The organism is Serratia sp. Nf2 (assembly GCF_003028435.1).
Classification (GTDB): Bacteria; Pseudomonadota; Gammaproteobacteria; order Enterobacterales; family Enterobacteriaceae; genus Serratia; species Serratia marcescens_L.
Genome location: NZ_PYTW01000006.1, coordinates 93312 through 118137, shown reverse-complemented (window position 1 = coordinate 118137; position 24826 = coordinate 93312). Strand labels below are relative to the sequence as shown.

Sequence of the window (24826 nt, the reverse complement as noted above, 5' to 3'; positions counted from 1 at the left end):
ACGCCTCCTCAGCGCCCCAGATATACCTCAATCACCCGTTCATCGGCCTGCACCTGCGCCAGCGATCCTTCCGCCAGCACCTGCCCCTGGTGCAGCACCGTCACGCGATCGGCGATGGTTTCCACAAACCCCATATCGTGCTCCACCACCATCAGCGAATGCTTACCCGCCAGCTCGCGGAACAGTTCGGCGGTGTAGTCGGTTTCGGCGTCGGTCATGCCGGCCGCCGGCTCGTCGAGCAGCAGCAGGTGCGGCTCCTGCACCAGCAGCATGCCGATCTCGAGAAACTGTTTCTGCCCGTGGGACAGTAACCCGGCGGGCCGGTGGCGCTCATGCCCCAGCCGCAGGGTCTTCAGCATCTCGTCGATGCGGTCGCGCTGCTCGCTGCTTAACCGAGCGCGCAAGCAGGCCCACACCGACTTGCGGGTTTTCTGCGCGATCTCCAGATTCTCGAATACCGTTAGCGCCTCGAACACCGTCGGTTTTTGAAACTTGCGGCCGATGCCGGCGTGGGCGATCTGCATCGGCGCCAGCCGGGTCAGATCGACGGTCTGATCGTAAAACACCCTGCCGCTGTCCGGCCGGGTCTTGCCGGTGATCACATCCATCAGCGTGGTCTTGCCGGCGCCGTTGGGGCCGATCACGCAGCGCAGTTCGCCGACGCCAATGCGCAGCGACAGATCGGTCAGCGCGCGAAAACCGTCGAAGCTGACGTTGACGCTATCGAGCTGCAGCACCGGATCGGTTTGCTGCCGGTATTTATCCGCCGGCAGCGGGTGGGTAAACAGCTCGTCGGTCACTTGCATCGCTTTCATGAGGTTTTCCTCCGGCGCAGCAGGCCGATCACCCCTTTGGGCAGAAACAGCGTGACGACAATAAACATCAGACCGAGGAAGAACTGCCAGTATTCGGGAATGGCCATGGTGAACCAGCTCTTGGCGCCGTTGACGATGCCGGCGCCGAGCAGCGGCCCCACCAGCGTGCCGCGCCCGCCGAGCGCCACCCAGATGGCGGCCTCGATCGAGTTGGTCGGCGACATTTCGCCGGGGTTGATGATGCCGACCTGCGGCACATAGAGCGCGCCGGCCAGCCCGCACAGCACCGCCGACAGCGTCCAGACGAACAGCTTGAAGCCCTTCGGATCGTAGCCGCAGAAGGTCAGTCGGTTTTCCGCATCGCGCACCGCGGTCAGCACCCGGCCGAACTTGCTGCGCGCCAGCGCAAAGCCGATGACCAGGCTGGCGGCCAGCAGCAGTACCGTCGCCAGAAACAGCGCCACCCGCGTGCCGGCGGCGGTGATGGGAAAGCCGAGCAGCGTGGTGAAACCGGTAAAACCGTTATTGCCGCCGAAGCCGGTCTCGTTGCGAAAGAACAGCAGCATGCCGGCATAGGTCAGCGCCTGGGTCATGATCGAGAAATACACCCCTTTAATTTTCGAGCGAAAGGCGAAGTAGCCGAACAGGAAGGCCAGCAGGCCCGGCACCAGCACGATCAGGCACAGCGCCCAGGCGAAATGCTGGGTGCCGCTCCAGAACCACGGCAGCTCATTCCAGGAGAGGAACGCCATAAACGCCGGCAGCCCGTCGCCTGCCGCCTGCCGCATCAGGTACATGCCCATGGCGTAGCCGCCGAGCGCGAAGAACAGCCCGTGGCCGAGCGACAGCAGCCCGGCATAGCCCCACACCAGATCGAGCGCCACCGCCACCACCGCGTAGCACAGGATCTTGCCCGCCAGCGTCAGGGTATAGGTGGACACCGCCAGCGGATGATCCGCCGGCAACAGCGTCAAGAACGGCATCACCAGCAGCGCCAGCAACGCCAGCGCGCCGATGCTTAACGCCAGCCGGGGCGCTTTCTGCACGCCGGTTACGGTCAATGGTTGGCTCATCAGTCAATCACCCTGCCCTTGAGGGCGAACAGCCCCTGCGGGCGCTTTTGAATAAACAGAACGATCAGCACCAGGATCAGGATCTTGCCCAACACGGCGCCGATCTGCGGCTCGAGGATCTTGTTGACGATGCCGAGGCCGAAGGCCGCCGCCACCGTCCCCGCCAGCTGGCCGACGCCGCCGAGCACCACCACCAGGAACGAATCGATGATGTAACCTTGCCCCAGCTCCGGCCCGACGTTGCCCAACTGCGACAGCGCCACCCCGCCGAGTCCGGCGATGCCGGATCCCAGCCCGAAGGCCAGCATGTCCACCCGCCCGGTGGGCACGCCGCAGCAGGCCGCCATCGCGCGGTTTTGCGTCACCGCACGCACGTTCATACCGAGCCGGGTCTTGTTCAGCAGCAGCCAGGTCATCGCCAGCACCAAGAGCACGAACGCGATCACCGCGATGCGGTTCCACGGCAGCACCAGGTTCGGCAACAGCTGCACGCCACCCGACAGCCACGCCGGGTTGGCGACCTCGACGTTCTGCGCGCCGAACAGCACCCGCACCAGTTGGATCAACACCAGGCTGATGCCCCAGGTGGCCAGCAGGGTTTCCAGCGGCCGGCCATACAGGTGGCGGATCACCGTGCGCTCAAGCAGCATGCCGATCCCGGCGGTGATGGCGAACGCTACCGGCAGCGCCGCCAGCGGATAGAGCGCCAGCCAGTGCGGCGCAAACTGCTGAAACAGCCCCTGCACCAGGTAGGCGGAATAGGCGCCGAGCATCAGCATTTCGCCGTGCGCCATATTGATGACACCGAGCAGGCCGTAAGTGATCGCCAGCCCGAGCGCCGCCAGCAGCAGGATCGAACCGAGCGACAGGCCGCTGAACGCCTGGCCGAGCAGATCGCCGATCATCAGGCGATGCTGCACCTGCTGCAGGCTGCGTTGCGCCTCGGCGCGCACCGCGGCGTCCGGTTCATTGGCCACGTCGGTCAACGCTTGCAGCCGCGCGCGGGTGTCCGGCTCACCCGATTCGCCCAACAGCCGCACCGCATTGAAACGCACCTGCGGATTGCCGTCGGCCAGCTGCAGGTTAGCCAGCGCCAGGCTCAGCGCGTCGCGAACCTGTGGGTCTGTTTCCCGCGCCAGCTGCCGGGCCAACAGCGGCAGCTGCTCGCCGTTCGCTTCGCGCTGCAGCGCGCTCGCCGCCTGCAGCCGCATCGCCGCGTCCGCGCTGACCAGCCGCTGCGCCGACAATGCGTTGGCGATCAGAATGCGTAGCCGGTTGTTCAGCCACACCTTCTTCGGTTCGCCAACCGGGGCCGCCTCGCCCTCGAGCGGCAGATAGCGATCGCCCTGGCGGATAAAGGCGCGCTTCGCCCCGTCGATCGCCACGGTTTCCTGCTGCAGCCCCTGCAGCAGCGGCAGGCGCGCGGCGTCCGGCTCGGCCGCCCAGGCCTGCAGCAGTTTGGCCTGCTGCGCACGATTGGCCGCCGCGAACTCATCGGCCGGCCCGGCCTGCGCCAGCAGGGGCCAGGCACACAGCAGCCACAGCCCGACGCGCAAAGAAGATAAAAACGGAGATTGCATCAGCTGCCTCTTCTGTTGGGCCGGCGGGCGTTGGGCCGCGCCGGCGCTGAGTGACGTTACTTGCCGCCTTTCACCGGGTAATCCGGCTTCTTGTCGTTGCCGGCGATATACGGGCTCCACGGCTGCGCGCGCACCGGCGCTTCGGTCTGCCACACCACGTTGAACTGGCCGTTGCCCTCGATCTCGCCGATCATCACCGGCTTGTGCAGGTGGTGGTTGGTCTGGTCCATGGTCAGCGTGAAGCCCGACGGCGCGGCGAAGGTTTGCCCGGCCATCGCCGCGCGCACCTTATCGACGTCGGTAGTACCGGCCTTTTCCACCGCCTGCGCCCACATGTGGAGGCCGACGTAGGTGGCCTCCATCGGATCGTTGGTGACCGCAGTGGCGTAATTCGGCAGGTTGTGCGCCTTGGCGTAGGCTTTCCACTGGCTGACAAACTGTTTGTTGGTCGGGTTATCCAGCGATTCGAAGTAGTTCCAGGCCGCCAGATTGCCCACCAGCGGTTGGGTGTCGATACCGCGCAGCTCTTCCTCGCCGACCGAGAAGGCGATCACCGGCACGTCGGTGGCCTTGACGCCCTGGTTGGCGAGTTCTTTGTAGAACGGCACGTTGGAGTCGCCGTTGATGGTGGAGATCACCGCGGTGTTGCCGCCGGCGGCAAACTTCTTGATGTTGGCGACGATGGTCTGGTAATCGCTGTAGCCGAACGGCGTGTAGACCTCTTCGATATCCTTGTCCTGCACGCCTTTGCTGTGCAGGAAGGCGCGCAGGATCTTGTTGGTGGTGCGCGGATAGACGTAATCGGTGCCCAGCAGGAAGAAACGTTTGGCGCCGCCGCCGTCCTCGCTCAGCAGGTATTCCACCGCCGGGATCGCCTGCTGGTTCGGCGCCGCGCCGGTATAGAACACGTTCGGCGACATCTCTTCGCCTTCGTATTGCACCGGGTAGAACAGCAGCCCATTCAGCTCCTCAAACACCGGTAACACCGACTTGCGCGACACCGAGGTCCAGCAGCCGAACACCGCCGCCACCTTGTCCTGGCTCAGCAGCTGGCGCGCCTTTTCGGCGAACAGCGGCCAGTTGGAGGCCGGATCCACCACCACCGGCTCCAGCTTTTTGCCGAGCACCCCGCCTTTGGCGTTGATCTCGTCGATGGTCATCAGCGCCACATCCTTCAGCGGCGTCTCGGAAATCGCCATGGTGCCGGAGAGCGAACTCAGAATGCCGACCTTGATGGTGTCGGCGGCCTGCGCGCTCCAGGCCAGGCCCAGGCCGACAGCGGCGGCGGACAGCGCAAAAGCTTTGATAAAACGACGACGTTGCATAGTTCAAACTCCTGATGTGTGTGAAATCAAAATCGTTGCGCCGAGCGCGCAGGCTGCTGGGCCCGCGCCTGGTGCAACATGTGCAGCGTTATTTTTCGTACCTCTGCCTTGCTGACGGCGATATGCTCGCCGAGCAGCGCTTGCGCCGCCCCGCTTTGCCGCTGCAGGATCGCCTGCAAAATGGCGGCGTGTTCGCGGTAGGTGGCGTCCACCCGCGCCTGCTGGGTGAAGTCCAGCCGGCGAATGATGCGGATCTTTTCGGTCAGCTCGCGGTGAATGCGCGCCATTTCGCCGTTGCCCGCCGCGGCCACCAACGCCTGATGAAACTGCTCATCGTGCTGCGACACCGCCTGGCCGTCCGCCAGGCGCGGCGCTTCGGTCCAAAAATGGCTCAGCGCCGCCAGCGCGGCCAGCGTTTCCCCGGCCGGCCATTCGCACAGCCGTTTCACCGCCTCTTGTTCCAGCACGATGCGCAGGTCGTACAGCTCTTCGAAGTAGGCGAAGTCGAACGGCCGCACCTGCCAGCCGCTGCGAAACAGCACCTCGACATAGCCTTCGCGCTCGAGCCGAAACAGCGCCTGACGCACCGGCGTGCGGCTGGCCGCCATGCGCTGCGCCACGTCGCTTTCGCTGAAGCGATCGCCCGGCAGCAGGCGAAACTCGAAGATGTCGGCCTTGAGCTGCAGATAAATGCGCTCCGCCAGTCCCTCCGGCCGCGCCTTGTGCTCCCCGTTGGTGATTTGCATCATCGCCTCTCCGTTCAGACCGCTTTTTCCAGCCACAGCAGGGCGTCGCCCGGCCCGACCGGCCGCCCCTGCCGGCAGCTGATACGTTTGACGATCCCGGCGCGCGGCGCGGTGACCGCCAATTCCATCTTCATCGCCTCGACCACGATCAGCGGCTGCCCGGCCGCCACCGCCTGCCCCGGCTCCACCAGGATCTTCCACACGCTGCCGTTCAGATCGGCGCTGACCAAATCGCCGTCGATCGCGTCTTCTTCAACCGGCGGCAACAGCTGCGCCTCGGCCTCGTCGTCATCGCTGCGCCAGCGCGCCACTTCGGCGCTGAACGCCTGCTGCTGGCGATGCTGGAAGTCGGCGATCGCCTCGGCGTTGTCGGCCAGGAAATCGGTGTAGGCAGCGAAGTCGAATTCGCTCTCTTCGATACGCACCTGCATGCGCCCTTCGCGGAACGCTTCGCGCTGCTCGTCCAGTTCTTGCTCGCTGACCGGGTAGAAGCGCACCTGATCGAAGAAGCGCAGCAGCCAGGGCTCACCGGCGGTGAACTGCGGGTTTTTGAGGAATTTGTTCCAGATCGGCAGCGTGCGCCCCACCAGCTGGTAACCGCCCGGCGAATCCATGCCGTAAATGCACATGTACATGCCGCCGATGCCGACCGTTCCTTCGGCGGTGTGGGTGCGCGCCGGGTTGTATTTGGAGCTCAGCAGGCGATGGCGCGGATCGAGCGGCACCGCGCAGGGTGCACCGAGGTAGACGTCCCCCAGCCCGAGGATCAGGTAGCTGGCGTCGAACAGAATGTCGCGCACCTGCTCGCGTTGGCTCAGACCGTTGATGCGCTGAATGAAATCGACGTTGTTCGGCAGCCAGGGCGCCGAGGCACGCACCGTCTGCTGATAGCGATCCACCGCGCCCAGCGTGGCCGAATCCTCGAACGCCATCGGCAGCCAAACGGTGCGCGTCGGCACCTTCAGGCGGCTGACGTCCCCCAGCGCCCGTTCGCGCGCCAGCAGGCGCTGCAGCAGATCGGCCTGGCTAATCTGCCGGCTGTCGTAGCGGATTTGCAGCGAACGCACGCCCGGCGCCAGCTCCGCCACGCCCGGTATCGCCTCCTGCCGCAGCGACTGCATCAGCAGATGAATGCGCAGCCGCAGCGCCAGATCGAGCACGTTTTCGCCGTACTCCATCAGGAGGTAACCGTCCCCCGCCTGGCGATACGCCACCGCCGGGCTCCCTTCCGCCGCCGGCAGCGCCGCCAGCACCGCAGCGGAAACGGTCTCCGCCGGAGCCAGATCCGGCGGCGGCAGGGTGATGGCCTTCACCGCCGCCAGCGCTTCGATGCTGCCCAACTGCGCCTGCTCCAGCGACTGCGCCTGGCGAAAGCCGATCGGATGGAACCGGATGCGGTCGCCCGGCTTCACCTGCCCCACTTTCCACAGCTCGGCCTTGGCGATGGTCACCGGGCAGACGAAGCCGCCGAGGCTGGGCCCGTCGCGGGTCAGGATCACCGGGAAGTCGCCGGTGAAATTGATCGCGCCGATGGCGTACTCGCAGTCGTGCACGTTGGAAGGATGCAAACCGGCTTCGCCGCCGTCCTCCCGCGCCCATTCGGGCTTCGGCCCCGCCAGGCGCACGCCGAGGCGGTTGGAGTTGTAATGCACCTGCCAGTCGGTAGCGAAGAAGGCCTCTATCGATTCGGCAGTGAAAAAGTCCGGCGCGCCGTGCGGACCGTACAGCACGCCGATGTGCCACTGATCGCCGTAGTGCGGGATCAAGCTGTCGTCCATCGCCTGTGGCGCGGCGATCGGCGCCGGCGTGGTGCAAGCAGCCAGCGTCGGTTGAGCGATCGCCAGCATGTCCGCCACGCGCAGGGTGCGCCCGGCGTGGCCGCCGAACTGGCCCAGCGCAAAGGTGGAGCGGCTGCCGAGATACACCGGCACATCAAAGCCGTTGCGTACCGCCAGATAGGTGCGGCAGCCGTGCGTGGCGCGCCCCAGCGTCAGCACCTGCCCGGTCCGCACCGCGATCGGCCGCCAGTAAGCGACCGCTTCGCCGTCCAGGTCGGCCGGGCAGCTGGCACCCGTCAGCGCGATGATGGCGTCGCAATGAAAGCGCAGCGTCGGCCCCTGCAGGGTAAACTCCAGCCCGGCGGCCGCCGGGTGGTTGCCGACGATGCGGTTGGCCAGCCGGAACGCGAAGTCGTCCATCGGGCCGGACGGCGGTACGCCGATGTCCCAATAGCCGAGGCGGCCGGGATAATCCTGCACGCTGCTGTAGGTGCCGGGTTGCAGCACTTCGAGGCAGTGCGGCTGGAAACGCACATCGTCCAGCAGGCGCGTCCAAACGTCGCCGCGCTGAAATTGCGGCGTGGCGATCACCTGTCGCAGATAATCGAGGTTGGTGGCGATACCGTGCAAACGGGTCGCCGCCAGCGCGACGCGCAGTTTTTCCAGCGCCTGCGCGCGGTCAGCGCCGTGCACGATCAGCTTGGCGATCATCGGATCGTAAAACGCCGAGACTTCGCTGCCGGTCGCCACCCACCCGTCGAGGCGCACGTCGGCGGGGAAATGCACTTCAGTCAGCACGCCAGGGCTGGGCTGGAAGTTTTTCAACGGATCTTCGGCGTAGAGGCGCACTTCGATCGCCGCGCCCTGCGGCGCGCGTTGCAGCGCCGCCCAATCCAGCGCGTCGCCCGCCGCCACCTGCAGCATGCCTTCGATCAGATCCAGGCCGGTGACCATCTCGGTGATCGGGTGCTCTACCTGTAAGCGGGTGTTCACTTCCAGGAAGTAAAACTCGTCGCGCGCGGCGTCGTAAATGAATTCCACGGTGCCGGCGCTGCGGTAATTCACCGATTCGCCCAGCGCCACCGCCGCCCGATGCAGCGCTTGACGGGTCGCTGCCGGCAGGTGCGGCGCCGGGGTTTCTTCCACCACCTTTTGGTTGCGGCGCTGCAGCGAGCAGTCGCGCTCGCCGAGCGCCACCACCCGCCCCTGGCCGTCGCCGAAAATCTGTACCTCGACGTGGCGCGCCCGATCGACAAAGCGTTCGATAAAGGCGCCGGCGTCGCGGAAGAACTGCTCTCCCAGCCGTTTGACGCTGTCGTACGCGTCGCGCAGTGCCGCCTCATCGTCACAGCGCGTCAGGCCGATGCCGCCACCGCCGGCGGTGCTTTTCAGCATCACCGGGTAGCCGATGCGCGCAGCGGCGGCAACCGCCTGCTCGACGCTCTCCAGCAAGCCGGTGCCCGGCGTCATCGGCACTCCGGCCAACGCCGCCAGCTCGCGCGCTCGGTGCTTGAGGCCGAACTCGCGGATCTGCGCCGCCGTCGGGCCGATAAAGGCGATGCCCGCTGCCTCGCAGGCGTCGGCAAACTCGGCGCTCTCGGACAAAAAGCCGTAGCCGGGGTAGATCGCCTGCGCGCCGGTGGCCGCCGCCGCCGCGAGGATTTTGTCGATGCGCAGGTAGCTGTCGGCGGCCTTGTCGCCGCCGAGCGCCACTGCCCTGTCGGCCTCAGTGACGTGCGGCGCATTGCGGTCGGCGTCGGAATAGACCGCTACGCTGGTGACGCCCAGGCGTTTCAGGGTGCGAATGGCGCGGCAGGCGATCTCTCCGCGGTTAGCGATCAGTACGGTAGTAAACATGTTCATGCCCCCTTAACGCCGGCGAGATAGTCACGCCAGCCGCCAAACTCGGTAATATCCGTGGCGCCTTCCAGCGCCCAGGCTTCGCAGATAAACCCCTTCACCCGCCGGCCGTCCGCCAGCAGCAGCGTGCCGATGCCCAAGGGCGACGGGATTTCCGCCACAAACTCGCCGAAACGGGCCAGCGGGATGTCCCACAGCTCAACGCGGATCGCCGCCCCCTGCGCCACGCGCGCCAGACCCGGCTTCGGCGGCTCGGTATCGGCCAGCGCATACAGGCGATAGCAGGGGGCGGTGACGGTTTGCTCCACCCGCACCGCGTCGCGCTGCGTCAGCTGGACGTTGAGCGGCATGCCGCTGAGGTGAGCGCCCACTACCGCCAGACGCACATGTCCCGCCGACGGCGCCGGCGCGGGCGCGGGCTGCGGCGGCAATGCTCGGCCGATAGCGCCGAGCGGCAAGGCGCATTGCCGTTGCCAGCGCAGGCCAAACGCCGCCAGCGCCCGGTCATGCCAGGCGGGCGCAATCAGGGTAATGCCCGCCGGCAACCCGTCTTCGCGCAGCGGTCCCGGCAGCGCCAGCGCGCTCAGATCGGCCAGGTTGGTGAAATTGGTGTAAGTGCCGAACTGCGAATTGAACAGCACCGGCTCCTGCGCCATCTCCGCCAGGGTGCGAATAGTGGGCGCGGTCGGCACCACCAGCGCGTCGAACGGCGCCAGCCGCTGGGCGATCTGCCGCGCTAATTCGGCACGCAGGTATTCCGCCTTGTAGGCGTCGCAGGCGCTGTAGCCCAGGCCGTTGCCGACGATGCCACGCACCACCGGATCGATAGCCTGCGGGCTCGCTTCCAGCACCTGCTCAATCGCCACGGTGCGCTCCGCCACCCAGGGGCCGTAATACAGCTGCTCCGCCAGGGTGCGAAACGGCGCGAAATCGAGGGGTTCCAGCGTGGCGCCGCCCGCCTGCAGCTGCGCCAGCGCACGGTGAAACGCCCGCTCAGCCTGAGCGTCACCGAAAAACTCCAGCTGGGCGGGGATGGCGAAACGCGGCGCGGCGGGAATATCCGCCGGCGCGGTATGCGGATCGGGGCGGGAATACGGATCTGCCGCGTCAAAGCCGCTCGCCAGCTCCGCCACCTGCGCGGCATCGGCCACCGTCAGCGCGAAGACCGACACCGTATCGTTCAACCGGCAGGCCGGCACCACGCCGCGGTTGGACAGCCGCCCTTTGGTCGGCTTCAGCCCGACGATGTTGTTGAACCCAGCGGGCACGCGCCCCGAACCGGCGGTGTCGGTGCCCAGCGCGAACGGCACCAGGCCGCGCGCCACCACCGAGGCGGAGCCGGAGCTGGAACCGCCGCTGACGTAGCGGCTGTCGAAGCTGTTGACCACCGCGCCGTAAGGTGAGCGGGTGCCCACCAACCCGGTAGCGAACTGGTCGAGGTTGGTTTTACCGAGGGCGATCGCCCCGGCGGCGCGCAGATGGGCGACCACGGTGGCGTCCGCCGCGGCTTGATAAGTGAACGCCGGGCAGGCGGCGCTGGTCGGCCAGCCGCCGACGTCGATATTGTCTTTGATGGCGAAGGGCACGCCGAACAGCGGCAGGCGGCTGAGATCGCCGGCGACCGCTTCCAGCCGTTGCGCGAGCTGCCGATACTGCTGCTCGCGCTGCGCCGGCGTGGCGAGATACAGCCAGGCGTTATCGTCCGGGTTCAGCCCGGCGATCAGCGTTTCGATCGTCGCGCAGACGCAGGCGAGGCGCTCGCCCGCCGGACGGGTTTGATAATGGTGCTGCCATTCACTGAGGGTAAAACCGCACGCTTCAACAGGGTCGCTCATCGGCTGAATTCCATCTGGTACACAAGATGGGATTCAACAGAGCAACCGGCGTGCCAATTTTTAATCTCATGATTTCAATAAATTATAATTAAAACTTATGACGACGAGGGTGAACGGCCTGCACCAGCGGCGCGCAGCGGGAGAACAAAAAGAGTGCAATGGCGGGATGGCAAAGCGTAAAAATCGGGGCGACGACACTCGCCGCCCCGGGAGGCCGATGGAGATCAATACGCAATATGTTGCAGGCCAGGTTGCTACCAGTTTTCTAACGTGATCCTTCTCCAGGTATTGGCCGCCGTACAAACATAAAAGAATGCGGCGTCTGCCGACCATTGGCCGACTTTACCGGGGGCGGCGGCCGAAGCGGGGACGGCGACTCTGACACCTATGGGGTCTCCGTTCACGTTTGCTGAATCATAAATATTCAACACTTTTATGTGGCCAGAGGAGAATTGGTTATTCGGCCCACCAATAGGGTAAGCGCCGTTGCCGGCCGGGTAAATGCCATTATCCGCAACCGTTAACTGCTTAGTGTACAACCCGCTCCATTTGAATGAAGGTTGTCCTAAGGCGATCGCGATATCCTTCTGCGGCGAAAAATCCGCGGGGGAGATGGATACGCCACTGCTGGTCGTATTGTTATTAGCGCCAAGCGTAAACTTAGGTGCAAAACTAATGAAAGAAGCCCCGTCCTGAGCCAGTCTTACGCCTGGTTCAAACCCCTGAAGGCTATTGCCTGGAGAAATGCCGCCAAAGTAATGGTAGTTGGTATTCCCCCCTCTGGCGGCATAGAACAGGTTATCGGATTCACCCTTGATGCCATGAAAAATGGCTGGATAAGCGCCATTGCTGGCCCTGTCCGCCAAGGACCACGGAAGCTGCCTCGGAGCCATATCGGCGATTGCCGCGTTGGCGAATCTTGCCGTATTGCTCATCATGTTATCAAACACAAATGCCGCCGCGATGCCGTTTACCGGCTCTGCCGCCACATTGTAAGTGGTATTACTCACGTTATAGAAACCGCCTCGACATTCAAAGGTGCTTCCATCACTCTGAAGAATGGTTTCACCTTCGCAAGTAAACTGCCCCAGGATGTTATTGGTGTTGGTTCGGGTGAGTTTAATCGCCGTAGCGCCGACGCCGCCGAACAGGTGGATATAACAGAAACCATTGTACCACCGCACCGTGTTGGCGTTTCCTCTCAGCTCCAGCCCCACGCCGGCATCCGTATTTGTGCCACCATCGCCCGGATTGCCGGAGACTTTGATCTGACATTGAATTTCGTGGAACCCCACGCCGTGGAAGGAGCTATCCCCGCCATTGCTCTCCATCAATATGTTGGACAGGCCGCGGTGGAACCGGCAAGAGTGAAAACTTACGAACTCGGTAAACGCACCGGCATAGCCATTCAACAGATGTAGGTTCACAAAAAATTTCATAATCAGCAGTCTTTCATGCCGCATGAAGCAGGAACCATTGATCCGATAGCCGGTGCCCGTATATAACGCACCCTTGGACGGCGTAATCGTCACGTCGCTGATATATCTGTTGGTATGGATCCCGGAACCGCCTTTCGACTCAAAACACGCATGATTATTAGACGTCGGTTTAAAGAAGAATGTCGTACTAATCCAATTTTCACCCTCTATCGCAATGCCTTTATCTCCGGTGTAGTTTCCCCCCCCTAAATTTAACGTATCCGTAATGTAATAGTTGCCAGCAGGAACATAGAGCTTCTTGTAGCCTTGATTAATCGCATAGGCGATAGCCTGTTTAAACGCCTGCGTATCATCCGTTCCAACGCCGGCTGTATCATTCCAATCGCCCTTCGCACCGAACATCTGAGGGGTAATGTGGTCCACGCCTTCATTCGGGAAGGAATATTGAATAAGTCGATTGCCCGTTACCCCAGCAATCGTAGAGAGAATCGGTTTAAAAGCGCAATCCCAGACGTTCTTGCCAATGAGGGTCGTTTCGTCAAATGCCCCGCCTAACTCCAGTGCCCGGGCAGGCGCAGCAAGCTTAATCACATTCCCTTCAATAATAGCGTTTTTCCCATTCAAAAAGCGGATATAACCAAAATCAGAGTCCGTTACCCGATTGCCGGAAAACACCGTGCGGTCGCCATAGAGCTTGATCCACACCTGGCTGCTGGTCCATCCGGAGTTGGTTATTTTGTTGCCGGTCATCACGCAGCTATTGGCGAACAGGGCGACCTTACAGTTATTGATAATATTGCCTGAAAGGGTCGCCTCCGTTGCGGCAATGCCATTGAAGGCCGACGCCGTGGAGGTACCACAGAAATTTAAAAAGTTATCTGCGATAACAGACTCCGCGACAGAAATATCGTTATTTCCGTGATAGTCGATGCCATTCTCAACGGTATCTTCAACGTGATTCCCAATAATTCGTGAATTATTCGTAGGAATTTTGGTGGGGTTATTTACTAAGGAATAGTCTATCTGAATGCCGAACCTTTCGATCGTTTTGATATAGTTATTAGAGATATTAATGTCACTGATTCCACCCAGTGCGATGCCATAGCTGGTATTAACAATATGGTTATTGGCAACGGTCAGGTTAGTGAATGAATGAGGCGTTCCGGTCACCTCGTTATTGAGCGTCACCCCGCCCCCTCTTTGCGTGTGCCCTGCCCCTGCCGGTTTCGCAGGCTTGTGCCCATCGTGAATATGATTGTTCACGATTAAGATGTCATAAGCCTCTCTGTTCACGCCCGTTTTCAGCAGGATCCCGTCGCCCTGGTGATTCGTCAGCTCGTTATTCTGGATCGTGATATGGCGGCCGCCACGAACCGCGATAGGTTCCTCTCCCAGATCTTTAAGTAAATTGTTCTCAAGAGTAACGGACGTACAGTCAGAAAGGCCTAAAGCATCAGTATGCATACTGATGACGCAATTCCTCACCGTGAAGTTTTCACAACGGGTGAAAGCCATGCCGGTACACGCGCGAGTGGCATACCACCAAATAGGATCTGCATCTTTCTGGGTCGCCTTTCTCGTGATCCTCAGATCTTCTACGATAAAATTCGACTGCTCAACGGTATTAAAAATGTTGATTTGAGGCGTATCGTCATCCAGGTGAATTTCACCACCGCCATAAACATGACAGTTGCTGGGGATCTGCAAAGGCTGCCAAGCCGTACCCAGCGTCAATCTATAAACATTCGCCATTCTGACCTGGCGTTTTTTTATCGATTTAGCGGCGTCGATAGCCACTTTAGCGAACATGGCGCTGACAGCCTCTCGATCATCGGCCAGGCCATCGCCTACGGCGCCGAACTGTTCAGGGGTATATTCAACGAATTCGCCGCCGTCATTGACCTGAGCGGCGGCTTTTCCTGCGTTGAACTGCGGATCTTCTTTTGACATTTGAGCCATTGAATTACTCCTCTGGATTTTACGTTTCAATCGACATTGAACGAACCCTGGAAAAGTAACCGGAGGGGCGGCCCGCCCACCATCGATGGCGGATGGCTGAGGGCCTGTACAACAACGGCAGGCGGGAGAGCGGCAATAAAAAAGGCGCAACCTTGCGATTGCGCCCGATGTTCGGTGAACGTTGCGTATTACTCGCCGCGAACGCGCTGCGCCAGCCCTTTGAGGAAGTAGCGCAGCATCTGATCGCCGCACGGGCGGTAATTCTTGGTGCCTTCTTTGCGGAACAGCGCGCTCAGCTCCGGCTTGGAGATGCGGAAGTCCACCGCGGTGAAGATCTGGTGCATGTCGGTGTCTTTCAGCTCGAACGCCACGCGCAGCTTTTTCAGCACCAGGTTATTGGTGATCGGCAGTTCAACCGCCGGCGCCGGGAACTTATCGTCCTTACCGCGCTTGAAGAACACCAGGCCGTTGAGGAAGTGTGCCATCACTTCGTCCGGGCACTTCTCGTAGCCCGGCTCGCCTTCTTTAATCACGTAAGCGTCCATCGCCGACACCGCCACCTCGAAATCGTCCAGTTTGATAATCTCGACCATTTTGGCGTTGTTAATGCTCAGCATATAGCGCACGCTGCGCAGCACGTCGTTGTTCATCATGGGATTGCATTGCCTTTACTTGTCTAACGGGGACGTGCGCATTGTAAAAAAATGCCCCATACCCAAAATAATTGGAGTTGCATTGCGGCGGCAAATTTGTAAACCCCCGGAGCATAGTTAACTATGTGACCGGGGCGCGCAAATGCAGCCAACAAAGAGGCAGCTCCAAGTATGACGGGTATGGCCGCACACCTTGAATGTGCGGCAGTATAGGGATCGGCAAGGGGTTTCTCAATCGATTTGGCTTTTTTGCTGATACAGCGGGATGTCTTCGCCGATGATGTACTTGTTGCGCAGCATCGACGAGACCTTGTCCATGATCATCACCACTACCACCAGGATCAGGGTGATGAACATCACCACGTCCCAGTTCCACAGCCGCATGTTCTCCGCGTACACCAGGCCGATGCCGCCGGCGCCGACGAAGCCCAGCACCGCCGCAGAGCGGGTGTTGGACTCGATCTGGTACAGGCTGAGCGCCAGGAAGGTGGGAAACGATTGGGTGAAGATGCCGTAGCGGTGCTTCTGCAACCCGTTGGCGCCTACCGCCGTCAGGCCGCGGCTGGGGGACTTGTCCACCGCCTCGTGCCCTTCGGCGTACAGTTTGCCCAACAGACCGACGTCCTGCATCACGATAGCCAACACCCCGGCCAGCGGCCCCATGCCGACGGCGCGCACGAAGATCAGCCCCCAGATCGCCATATCAATACCGCGCAGCACGTCCAGCAAGCGGCGCACCAGCACGGAGATCGGCCGCAGCAACGGCGTCGACATCACGTTGCGCGCGGCGAAAAACGACAGCGGCAGCGCGATCAGCGACGCGGTGATGGTGCCGGCGAACACGATGGCGATGGTGATGCCGATCTGCTGGAAATAGTACATGAACGGCCAGTTGGCGAAGTCGTGCCAGACGAACATGCGCAGGAAATAACGCCCCAGCTGCTGGCAACCGTTGATAAACTGCGGCCAGGTAATGCCGAAGACCAGGAAGAAGAACACGTAGTACAGCACGATCGCCAGCGCGATCAGGCCGACGGTGCGCAGGTAGCGCCCCTGCTGCGCGAAGATCGCCGGATGCTGCTGTTTCAACTGGTGCAGCGTTTCCGCCGATGCCGGAGTGCCCGCTATCATTTTGTCCCCTCCACCACGCGCTTGCGCAGCTCGCCCGACACGTAGTCGAGCACGGAAACCACCACGATGATCAACAGCAGCGTCATGCTGACCTGATCGTAGCGGTCGAGTTTAATGTTGGTCATCAGCTCCTGGCCGATGCCGCCCGCCCCCACCAGCCCCAAAATGGTCGACTGACGGAAGTTGATCTCCAGCCGCATGAAGCTGTAGGAGAGAAACACCGGCTTCACCTGCGGCCACAGGCCGAAGCGCATGCGCTGCAGCGGCGTGGCGCCGCAGGCCGCCAGCCCGCGCACCGGTTTGTTGGAGGCGGTTTCGATCGATTCATAGAACAGCTTGGTCAGGCTGCCGATGGTGTGCAGCGCCAGCGCCAGGAAGCCGGGAATGGCGCCGATGCCGAACGCCATCACGAACATCACCGCCCACGCCAGCTCCGGCATGGTGCGCAAAAACGCCACCAGCGTGCGGATCGCCAGCCGCACCGAGGCCGGGGTATAGGTGTTGCCGGCCGCCAGAAACGCCAGCACGGTCGCCACCAATACCGAGAAAATGGTCGCCGCCAGCGCCAGCTGCAGGGTCTCCCAGATCAGCGGCAGCTGGATGTTCAGGCGGTAACCCCAGTAGGCCAGCGAGCCTTCGGTGCGCCCGTCGGCGAACAGCAGAGGCCAATGCAGCGTCGGAACGGTTTCGGCCAGGTAGTCGAAGAAGTGCGGAATAGACACCCAGACGGTGTGCAGGTTGAACTCGGCGAGGTTGCCGGCGCCCAGGTACAGCACCACCAACCCGAGCGACCACAGCAGCGCTTCGCGCTTTTGCTTGCTGCGGATCCGTTGGTAATAGTGTGCGAAATCGGTATTCAAAAGAGGTCTTCCATCTTTATGGAACAAGGGGTTCAGCATGCTGAACCCCTTCATTCGGACGGCCGAGGCAGCCGGGAATTAACGGTCGCCTTTGGTCAGCTCGCGCTTCATATCGATGATGGTCTGGTATTCCGCCAGGGTGGTGTCGCCGATGTGTTGTTTGCCGCCCATCGCTTTGATAAAGCACTGGTGATCGTCTTTATCCAGCTTCTTGATGGCGGTGACCACTTTGGCCTTGAAGTCGGCCGGCAGCGAGTTGCTCACCAGGATCGGACCGTTCGGGATCAGCGGCGACTGCCAGATGATGCGGATCTGCTTCATCAGGTCCGGGTGATCCATGCGGATCATGCGAGTGAACGCGCCGCTGGTGTAGCCGGTGTTGTAGTCGCCGATCATCGACGCCCAGGTCACCGCGCCTTCGAACTGGCCGTTCAGCACGCCGAGGATGTCCTGCTCGTGGCCGCCGGAGAAGGTGACGCTGGAGAAGGTGTTGTTGTATTTGTTGTCGACCGTGCCGCCGAACAGCTTTTTAAACGCCTGGTTCGGGATCAGGAAGCCCGAGGTGGAATCCGGATCGGCGAAGCCGATGGCCTTGCCCTTCAGGTCTTCCAGTTTCTGGTACGGGCTGCCGGCCTTCACCACCACCACCGAGTGGTAGCCGCGCGACTGGTCGACGTCATCGACCGCGATGCCGACGATGTCCACCGCTTTCGGATCCTTGATGTAGACCGAGGCGAACGACGACGGCGACATGCTCAGCACCAGGTCAATCTTGCCGCCCAGCAGGCCCTGGATCACGCCGGAATAGTCGGACGAGTTGCGCAGCTTGGTATCGACGTTCAGCTCCTTGTCCAGGAACTGCTTCACGCACTGGTTATCGCCGATCTGCTGGGTGGCGTTCTGGCCGCCGAGAATGCCCAGGTTCAGCTCTTTCGGCGCATCCGCTGCGGCAGCATTAAATACCATCATCGCGCCGGCCATCAGGGTGGTCAGACTCAATACTTTTTTCATCAGGTGTGCCTTGTGTGTAAAGGGTAAAGGTCAAAAGTGCTTCAATGGATCTGATTGGCTTCTTCGCCATACAGCTGGTGCAGGATCCGTTCGTTCAGTTGCGAAGGATGCCCGTCAAACACGATCTTCCCGTGGGCGATGCCGATCACCCGCGAGCAATACTCTTTCACCAGTTCGACCGAGTGCAGATTCACCATCACCGCGATGCCGTCTTCGCTGATTTTCTGCAGCGCGTCCATGATGCGGCGGGTGTTTTTCGGATCGAGCGACGCGACCGGCTCATCGGCCAGCAGGATTTGCGGGTTTTGCATCAGCGCGCGGCAGATGGCGACGCGCTGCATCTGGCCGCCGGAGAGGTTCTCGGCGCGCTGCAGCGCATGCGGCAGCATGTTGAGCCACTGCAACAGCTCGATGGCGCGAGCGCGGTCGGCGTCATCGAACAGTTTGAAGAAGGATTTCAGGGTTGAAGTGTGGCTCAGACGGCCCAGCAGCACGTTGGTCATCACGTCCAGCCGCGGCACCAGGCAAAAGTCCTGGAAGATCATGCCGCAGCGCGCGCGCCACTGGCGCATCTGGCGGCCGGCCAGTTGCGCGATATCCTGCGCGATGCCGTCGTCTTCGAAGCGCAGCATCTCGCCGCAGCTGGAAGGAATGGTGCCGTTCAGAGTGTGCAGCAGCGTGGACTTGCCGGCGCCGGAACGGCCGATCACCGCCACGAATTCGCCGGCGTGCAGATCGAAATTGATGTCATCCAGCACGCGCTGCTGCGCTTTGTAGGCCTTGCCGAGTCCCTTTACCGATAATACTTTGCGGGATGCGGCGGCGTGCTGCCCTGGAAAGTCGTGCTGTGCCAATTTTAACAGTGCCTGAGCCATATGATTTCTCTGGTTTCAGTGGCTAATCATTATGGGCACCTATTAACGGATAAGTTTATGACAGTGGGATGATCGTTTTATGGCCGGGGCGTGACGCGTGCCGCCCCGGCGTTCGCCTCACGCCAGGGTGAAGAAGTCCAGCCCCAGCGCCGTCTTGACCTGCTGCAGCGTCTGCTGGCTGACCTGATGCGCGCGGCGGGTGCCGTGCTGCAGGATGCGCGTCAGCTCGCCTTTATCGGCGATGAATTCGGTGCGGCGGGTGCGGATCGGCTCAAGCAGGCTCTGCAGGCAATCCTCCAGCAGCCGTTTGATTTTCACGTCCCCCAACCCGCCGCGACGGTAATGCGCCTTCAGCTCCGCTACCAGCGCGGCGTCTTCGCAGAAGGCGTCCAGGTAGGTGAACACCATGTTGCCCTCCACCCGGCCGGGATCGCTGACGTTGAGATGCCCGGGATCGGTGAACATGCTCATCACCGCCTTGTGCACCTCGTCGGCGCCGGCGCCAAGCTGGATGGCGTTGCCGCGCGATTTCGACATCTTGCCCTGCCCGTCCAGCCCCGGCAGACGCCCGACGTTGCTCAACAACGGCTGGCACTCCGTTAATATCGGTTGGCCGACGATGTGGTTGAAACGCCGCACGATCTCATTGGTTTGCTCCAGCATCGGCAGCTGATCCTCGCCGACCGGCACGTGGGTGGCGCCAAAGGCGGTGATGTCCGCCGCCTGGCTGACCGGATAAATCAAAAAACCGGCCGGCAGGCTGCGAGCGAAATCCTTCTCGGCGATTTCGTTTTTCACCGTCGGGTTGCGTTCCAGCCGCGCCACGCTGACCAAGTTGAGGTAGTACATCGTCAGCTCGGCCAACGCCGGCAGCGCCGACTGCAGGCAGATCGTGGTCTTGTGCGGATCGATGCCCACCGCCAGATAATCGGCCACGACGTTAAGCACGTTGGCGCTGATTTTTTGCGGGTTGTTGCCGTTGTCGGTCAGGCCCTGCAGATCCGCCACCATCACCGTTTGGTTATGCTGGTGCTGCAGTTCGACGCGCTGGCGCAGCGAGCCGACGAAGTGGCCTAAATGCAGTGGGCCGGTGGCGCGATCGCCGGTAAGAATGGTGTAACTCATGACAGTGCTCCTGAAGGTCTGTAGACCGCCGGATCAACGCCACAAAAAATAATGCCGCCAAACCGGCGGCATTAAAAAGAGATGTGAATACTCGTGCCGCCTCAGAAGAGGCGCCACCATGACTGATTGTGGGTGGAGTGCATCGATATATTCATGCCATCAAGGTATACCCGCAGCGGCAGCGCGTCAATAGCCCGCCGCCGGCGCGTAAGACGGCGTTACACTCCGACATTTGCGTTCCTGGCCTGGCGCGCTAGGGTAAAACCTTCAACCTGAAAAAGGAGCGCATGATGAAGATCGGATTTGCCGGACTGGGTGGGATGGGCAGCGCCATGGCGGCCAACCTGTTGCAGGCGGGCTTCGCCTTAACGGTATGGAACCGTTCGCCGCAGGCGGCGCAGCCGCTGGTGAGCGCCGGCGCGCGGCAGGCCGAACGGCCGGAACAGCTGGCCGATGCCGACGTGCTGATCACCATGCTGGCCGACGATGCCGCCACGCAACAGGTGGTGGTGGGCAGCGGGTTGCTGCAGCGGATGAAACCGGGCGCGCTGCATATCAATATGGCGACCATCTCGGTCGAACTCGCCAGGCGTTTGACGGCGCTGCATGAGGAACACGGCATCGGCTATCTCGCCGCGCCGGTGCTGGGGCGGGTCGACGTGGCGGCCGCCGGCAAGCTGAATATTCTGGCGGCCGGCGATAGCGGGCTCCTGAAGAAAGCGCAGCCGCTGTTCGATGCCCTCGGCCAGAAAACCTGGCACTTCGGTGCCGATCCGGCGCAGGCCAACGTCGTCAAGATCGCCACCAACTTTACGCTGGCCAGCGCCATTGAAGCGATGGCGGAAGGCAGCGCGCTGGTGCGCAACTACGGCGTGTCCGGCGCCGACTACCTGCAGATGCTGAGCGGCACTGTCTTCGCCGCCCCGGCCTATCAAGGCTATGGCGCGCTGATCGCCGCCGAGAAGTATTCCCCCGCCGGATTCCGGCTGGCGCTGGGGCTGAAGGACGTCGGGCTGGCGCTGGCTGCCGGGGCCGACAGCCATACGCCGATGCCGTTCGCCGGGGTGCTGAAAGACAATTTCCTCGACGCGATGGCGCAAGGGGATGCGGATCTGGACTGGGCCGCGCTGGCCAAAGTGGCGGCGCGGCGGGCGGGCCTGAAATAACGAACGGGGGCGTTAGCCCCCGTTTTTCCGTTCTCAGAACACGATGTCCGCCGCGGGCACGGCGCGGATCGGCACGCCGAAGCTTTCGATATTCGACAACGTCTCGTTATGGTGGGTGCGGATCAGCAGACCGTCGGCATAGGGTTTGTCGTGGCAGGTGTGGGCATCCGCCGCCAGCGTCACCGGATAACCGTGCGCCGCCGCGCTGCGCACCGTGGTGTCGATGCAAAACGGCGTGGAGTAGCCGCAAACCACCAGCTGCGATACGCCGTGGGCGATCAGTAACGCGCCCAGCGAGGTGCGCAGGAACGAGTCCGGCGTGGTTTTATCCACCCGGTGATCGCCGGGCGCCACCTTTAGCGCCGCGAGCACTTGCCAGGCGGCGCTGCCGTGCCGCAGCTCATCGTCCGGCGTGTGGTGCTGAATCACGACAACCGGCACGCCCGCCAAGCGGGCGCGCTCGCTCAGCTGATTGATGCGCGCAACGGTGCCCGCGGCATCCGCCGGCGGCGGCGTAAACAATCCTTCCTGCACATCGATAATCAACAGCGCGGTGGTCATGGCGGCTCCCGAAGAGAAGATAAATAGCGTCAGCACACCGGCTGGCGCGGGCGGAAAATATGGTCGACGCCCTGCTCACGTAGCCGGTTCACCAGATCGTGCCCGCCGTTCGGCGTGGCGTGCGCCAGCTGCCGCTCGGCGGTAAACACCGGGCTGGCCCAGAACAGGTTCACCGGATCGCCGTACTGCTGCGGCAGAGCCAGGTGCGCGCTGTGCGGGTAGAAGGACGACGATAAAATATAACCCTCGTAGCCCAGCGGCGCCACGTCCGACTCCAGCGTATGCCCTTCGCCGATCCAGGTCAGCCGCGCCCACGGCGCGTGCGCGAAACCGGCCAGTGCGCTGGCCATCTGCACCGCGTTGTCTTCGGTCATGTATTGGCTGTCGATGGCGATCGCCATCTCCATGCGGCGATAGCGCGAAGCCTCGTCGTTGAACAGGATCTCCACCCACGGCATCGGCCGGATGCTGACCCCCATGGTGAGGAAGTAATAGATGCCGTCGCGCTCGTGCTGGGTGATGGCCATCGGCGGCCACTTGCCCTGATCGATGGCGTAGTACTTCACCGAAGGGCCAAAATGCGGCTCATAGCGCGCCTGAAAATCGCGCTGCATCTTCGGCCACGGGTTGCCCTCTTCACGCTGCCAGCTGCGCCAGAACTGGCGGGTGCTCTCCGCCTGCGCATACTGGGTGTTGGTCGAGGCCGAGCCGAGCGGATAAGCCAGTGGGCTCTCCTTGATGCAGCTGGCGGAATAGCACACCGAATGGTCGATATACAGACTCCAGCCGGGGATCACCGCCAGCAGTTGGCCGTAATACCACAGGGCCGCGCCGTCGTCGCTTTCGCTCCACACCACCATCAGCCCTTCCGGGTTCAGCGGCGCTTCGCCTTCCAGGTTGCGGCAATACTCCGCCGCCAGCATCGGCGGCTGCCCTTGTTCCAGCGCGGCGCGATCTTCCTGCAGCGGCGCGGCGGCCAGGTTGCGCAGCCAGCAGGCGCGCACCTGATAGCGATCGCTGTAGGCTTCGGCGGGATAGATATAAAAATAGGCTGCCCGGTGATCTTGCTGAACCACCGCAACCAGCGTCTGGTTCTCATTGCTGACTTCAGCAAGTACGTATGACTCGTTCATATCACCTCAATAGGGTCAGGGCGCGGCAGAATCGGCTGCGCGCCAAAAATGGAATGTGGCTTTGCCCCCAAGTGTAAAACGCATTACTGGCCGGATCACCCGTAAAAGTCTCAAAAGCGTCCGTAAACGAAGATAAACAAAGGTTAATTATAGCGGCTGTGACTCATGACGGCTGAGTGATGCGCCGCACCGCGCGCTGATAGGAGCCGTTGCGCATCGACGCGCCCAGCACCTTGCCAAGGCCTGCGGCGCCCATCCGCACCAGCCGCCGCCGCAGCGCACCCGGATGAAAACCGAACTGCCGCTGCGCCCAATCGGGTAACAGATCGATGCCCGCCTGCATCACCACCCCACCGAGCGGGCGCGCCAATACGCTCGGCGCCGGCGCTTTCAGCAGAATGCGCGCCACCTCTTGCGTGCGTTCATCGCAAACCAGCTGGGGCCGCATTGCCTGCAGGTATTCTTCTATCTCCGCGCAGGACTGAGGAATTGCGGTCGCCCCCAGCGCGGCGGCCACGCGCGCCGCTTCGCGGTAGTATTGATCCTGCAAATCGCGGGAAAGATGGGGGTTGCGGTAGCGCAGGTGACTGGCCAGAAAACGGCTGCTCTCCGCGACGTGCACCCAGGTGAGCAGCGCCGGATCGCTGGCGGCATAAGGCGTGCCGTCGCTGCCGACGCCGGTCACCCGCAGATGGATAGCTTTGACTTTGGCGATCAGCCGCTCCGCCTCGGCGGTCGGGCCGAAGGTGGTGACCGACACGAACTGGCTGGTGCGGCGCAGGCGGCCAATCATATCGTCGCGGAAGTTGGAGTGATCCCACACCCCGGCCAGCGCCAGCGGGTGCAGCATCTGCAGCAGCAAGGCACTGACGCCGCCGCACAGCATCGGGGTGAAATCGCGGTGTACCTGCCAGATGACCGACTGCGGGCCAAACAAGCCCGGATCGCCCGGCGGGTTCTCAAAATCGACGCCGCCGAGCGCCAGCCCGGTCAGGCTGAGCACCTGTTTTTCTATCGCTGCGCGTACCGCTTCCATCCTGCTGCCCTCTCGCTCATTCAGCGGCCAGTGTATCACGCGGCGGGCGCCCCATTACGCCCTGCGGCGGTTGAAAGCATTAACTTACTGAATTACAGTTGTTATACCGCTGGCAGAAAGGCGGGCCTATTCGATCCACTGCAGAGGCGCTTTGCAGGGCGTTAACCCACGTTAATTCGGCACTAACCCCACAAAACCTCTATCTAGTTTTTTTCCTCCAACTTAGATAGCAGAGAGTTCGATGATTACCATCAGAGCACGCGCGGCGGAAGACAACGCGCAATTGGCAGATATCTGGCTGCGTTCGGTGCGCGCCACTCACCATTTTTTAACCGAAGACAACATCGCGCAGCTGTTCCCGCTGGTGCTGAACGACTACCTGCCGGCGGTTAACGTCTGGGTGGCCGAAGAGCGGCCGGGGCACCCCTGCGGCTTTATCGGCCTGAACGGCAACAAGGTGGAGATGCTGTTTATCGACGCCGATCAGCGCGGCAAAGGGGTGGGCAAAGCGCTGCTGACCCACGCGGAAACGCTGCACGATGAACTGCAGCTGGACGTGAACGAGCAAAACCCGCAGGCCAGCGGTTTCTATCGCCACTACGGGTTTGTCATCACCGGCCGCTCGCCGCTCGACGGCCAGGGCAACCCGTTCCCGCTGCTGCACATGAAGCTGGATAAACGCTAGCCCTCCCGCCGGCCGCCCTGCGGCCGGTTTTCTCCCCCCTGTTTCACCCGCCGTTTTATATATCAAATCAGAATAAGTAATAGAATTTACATTCTTCCTGTCACTATAAACCCTCGGTAGGATTGCCCGGTATTCACCCGCAACAGAGGTTCCGTCCGCCACTCCCCGCCGGGTTGTGCC

Annotated in this window: 19 protein-coding genes; 2 read left to right on the top strand and 17 right to left on the bottom strand. The window is 62.2% G+C overall.

What is annotated here, in order from left to right; genetic code table 11:
- Positions 1 to 8: 8 nt before the first annotated feature.
- The 14 genes from urtD to trpS form a co-directional block, all read right to left on the bottom strand.
- Positions 9 to 815 (bottom strand): urea ABC transporter ATP-binding protein UrtD, encoded by an 807-nt coding sequence (urtD, locus tag C9411_RS14965; RefSeq protein ID WP_049195077.1) that lies wholly within the window; start codon positions 813 to 815, stop codon positions 9 to 11.
- Positions 812 to 1888, bottom strand: coding sequence for an urea ABC transporter permease subunit UrtC (gene urtC, locus C9411_RS14960; RefSeq protein WP_107227372.1), 1077 nt, complete (start codon positions 1886 to 1888; stop codon positions 812 to 814). The genes urtD and urtC overlap by 4 nt, the downstream gene beginning before the upstream one ends.
- Positions 1888 to 3468 carry an urea ABC transporter permease subunit UrtB gene (gene urtB, locus C9411_RS14955; protein WP_063991258.1) on the bottom strand — a complete coding sequence of 527 codons (1581 nt, stop codon included), beginning with the start codon at positions 3466 to 3468 and terminating at the stop codon, positions 1888 to 1890. The genes urtC and urtB overlap by 1 nt, the downstream gene beginning before the upstream one ends.
- A 56-nt stretch (positions 3469 to 3524) precedes the next feature.
- A complete protein-coding gene (urtA, locus tag C9411_RS14950; protein WP_063991257.1) occupies positions 3525 to 4793 on the bottom strand; it encodes an urea ABC transporter substrate-binding protein in 1269 nt (422 codons plus the stop codon).
- Positions 4794 to 4819: 26 nt separating this feature from the next.
- Positions 4820 to 5539: a GntR family transcriptional regulator gene (locus C9411_RS14945; protein WP_107227470.1), complete on the bottom strand. Its 720-nt coding sequence runs from the start codon at positions 5537 to 5539 to the stop codon at positions 4820 to 4822.
- Between the two features lie 14 nt (positions 5540 to 5553).
- The gene (uca, locus tag C9411_RS14940; RefSeq protein ID WP_107227469.1) at positions 5554 to 9174 is read right to left on the bottom strand and encodes an urea carboxylase; all 3621 of its coding nucleotides are present in this window, start codon (positions 9172 to 9174) and stop codon (positions 5554 to 5556) included.
- 2 nt (positions 9175 to 9176) lie between these two features.
- Complete coding sequence (atzF, locus tag C9411_RS14935) at positions 9177 to 11012, bottom strand: allophanate hydrolase (RefSeq protein ID WP_107227371.1); 1836 nt, start codon at positions 11010 to 11012, stop codon at positions 9177 to 9179.
- Between the two features lie 254 nt (positions 11013 to 11266).
- A complete protein-coding gene (locus C9411_RS14930) occupies positions 11267 to 14410 on the bottom strand; it encodes a right-handed parallel beta-helix repeat-containing protein (protein ID WP_107227370.1) in 3144 nt (1047 codons plus the stop codon).
- A gap of 188 nt (positions 14411 to 14598) precedes the next feature.
- Positions 14599 to 15063 carry a DUF1456 family protein gene (locus C9411_RS14925; RefSeq protein WP_004939471.1) on the bottom strand — a complete coding sequence of 155 codons (465 nt, stop codon included), beginning with the start codon at positions 15061 to 15063 and terminating at the stop codon, positions 14599 to 14601.
- 231 nt (positions 15064 to 15294) lie between these two features.
- Positions 15295 to 16194 carry a phosphonate ABC transporter, permease protein PhnE gene (phnE, locus tag C9411_RS14920; protein WP_107227369.1) on the bottom strand — a complete coding sequence of 300 codons (900 nt, stop codon included), beginning with the start codon at positions 16192 to 16194 and terminating at the stop codon, positions 15295 to 15297.
- Positions 16191 to 17054: a phosphonate ABC transporter, permease protein PhnE gene (gene phnE, locus C9411_RS14915; protein ID WP_107227368.1), complete on the bottom strand. Its 864-nt coding sequence runs from the start codon at positions 17052 to 17054 to the stop codon at positions 16191 to 16193. Before phnE (C9411_RS14915) ends, phnE (C9411_RS14920) begins: the two co-directional genes overlap by 4 nt.
- Before the next feature lie 78 nt (positions 17055 to 17132).
- Complete coding sequence (phnD, locus tag C9411_RS14910; protein ID WP_025302014.1) at positions 17133 to 18065, bottom strand: phosphonate ABC transporter substrate-binding protein; 933 nt, start codon at positions 18063 to 18065, stop codon at positions 17133 to 17135.
- Positions 18066 to 18106: 41 nt separating this feature from the next.
- Complete coding sequence (gene phnC / locus C9411_RS14905; protein ID WP_063991253.1) at positions 18107 to 18940, bottom strand: phosphonate ABC transporter ATP-binding protein; 834 nt, start codon at positions 18938 to 18940, stop codon at positions 18107 to 18109.
- A gap of 117 nt (positions 18941 to 19057) precedes the next feature.
- On the bottom strand, positions 19058 to 20065 hold the full coding sequence (trpS, locus tag C9411_RS14900; protein ID WP_107227367.1) for a tryptophan--tRNA ligase: 1008 nt from the start codon (positions 20063 to 20065) through the stop codon (positions 19058 to 19060).
- 290 nt (positions 20066 to 20355) lie between these two features.
- Between trpS and C9411_RS14895 the strand changes: the two genes are divergently transcribed.
- Positions 20356 to 21231 (top strand): NAD(P)-dependent oxidoreductase, encoded by an 876-nt coding sequence (locus tag C9411_RS14895; RefSeq protein WP_107227366.1) that lies wholly within the window; start codon positions 20356 to 20358, stop codon positions 21229 to 21231.
- A 33-nt stretch (positions 21232 to 21264) separates the two neighbouring features.
- Here the strand turns inward: C9411_RS14895 and C9411_RS14890 are convergent, their stop codons facing one another.
- The 3 genes from C9411_RS14890 to C9411_RS14880 all read right to left on the bottom strand — a co-directional run bounded on the left by C9411_RS14890 (position 21265) and on the right by C9411_RS14880 (position 23961).
- Positions 21265 to 21792, bottom strand: coding sequence for a cysteine hydrolase family protein (locus tag C9411_RS14890; RefSeq protein WP_107227365.1), 528 nt, complete (start codon positions 21790 to 21792; stop codon positions 21265 to 21267).
- A 29-nt stretch (positions 21793 to 21821) separates the two neighbouring features.
- Positions 21822 to 22925 carry a suppressor of fused domain protein gene (locus C9411_RS14885; RefSeq protein ID WP_038880072.1) on the bottom strand — a complete coding sequence of 368 codons (1104 nt, stop codon included), beginning with the start codon at positions 22923 to 22925 and terminating at the stop codon, positions 21822 to 21824.
- A 163-nt stretch (positions 22926 to 23088) separates the two neighbouring features.
- On the bottom strand, positions 23089 to 23961 hold the full coding sequence (locus C9411_RS14880; RefSeq protein WP_063991250.1) for an oxygenase MpaB family protein: 873 nt from the start codon (positions 23959 to 23961) through the stop codon (positions 23089 to 23091).
- A 241-nt stretch (positions 23962 to 24202) separates the two neighbouring features.
- On the opposite strand from C9411_RS14880, the gene C9411_RS14875 reads away from it, so the two are divergent.
- Positions 24203 to 24646, top strand: coding sequence for an acetyltransferase (locus tag C9411_RS14875; RefSeq protein WP_015377088.1), 444 nt, complete (start codon positions 24203 to 24205; stop codon positions 24644 to 24646).
- Positions 24647 to 24826 lie beyond the last annotated feature (180 nt).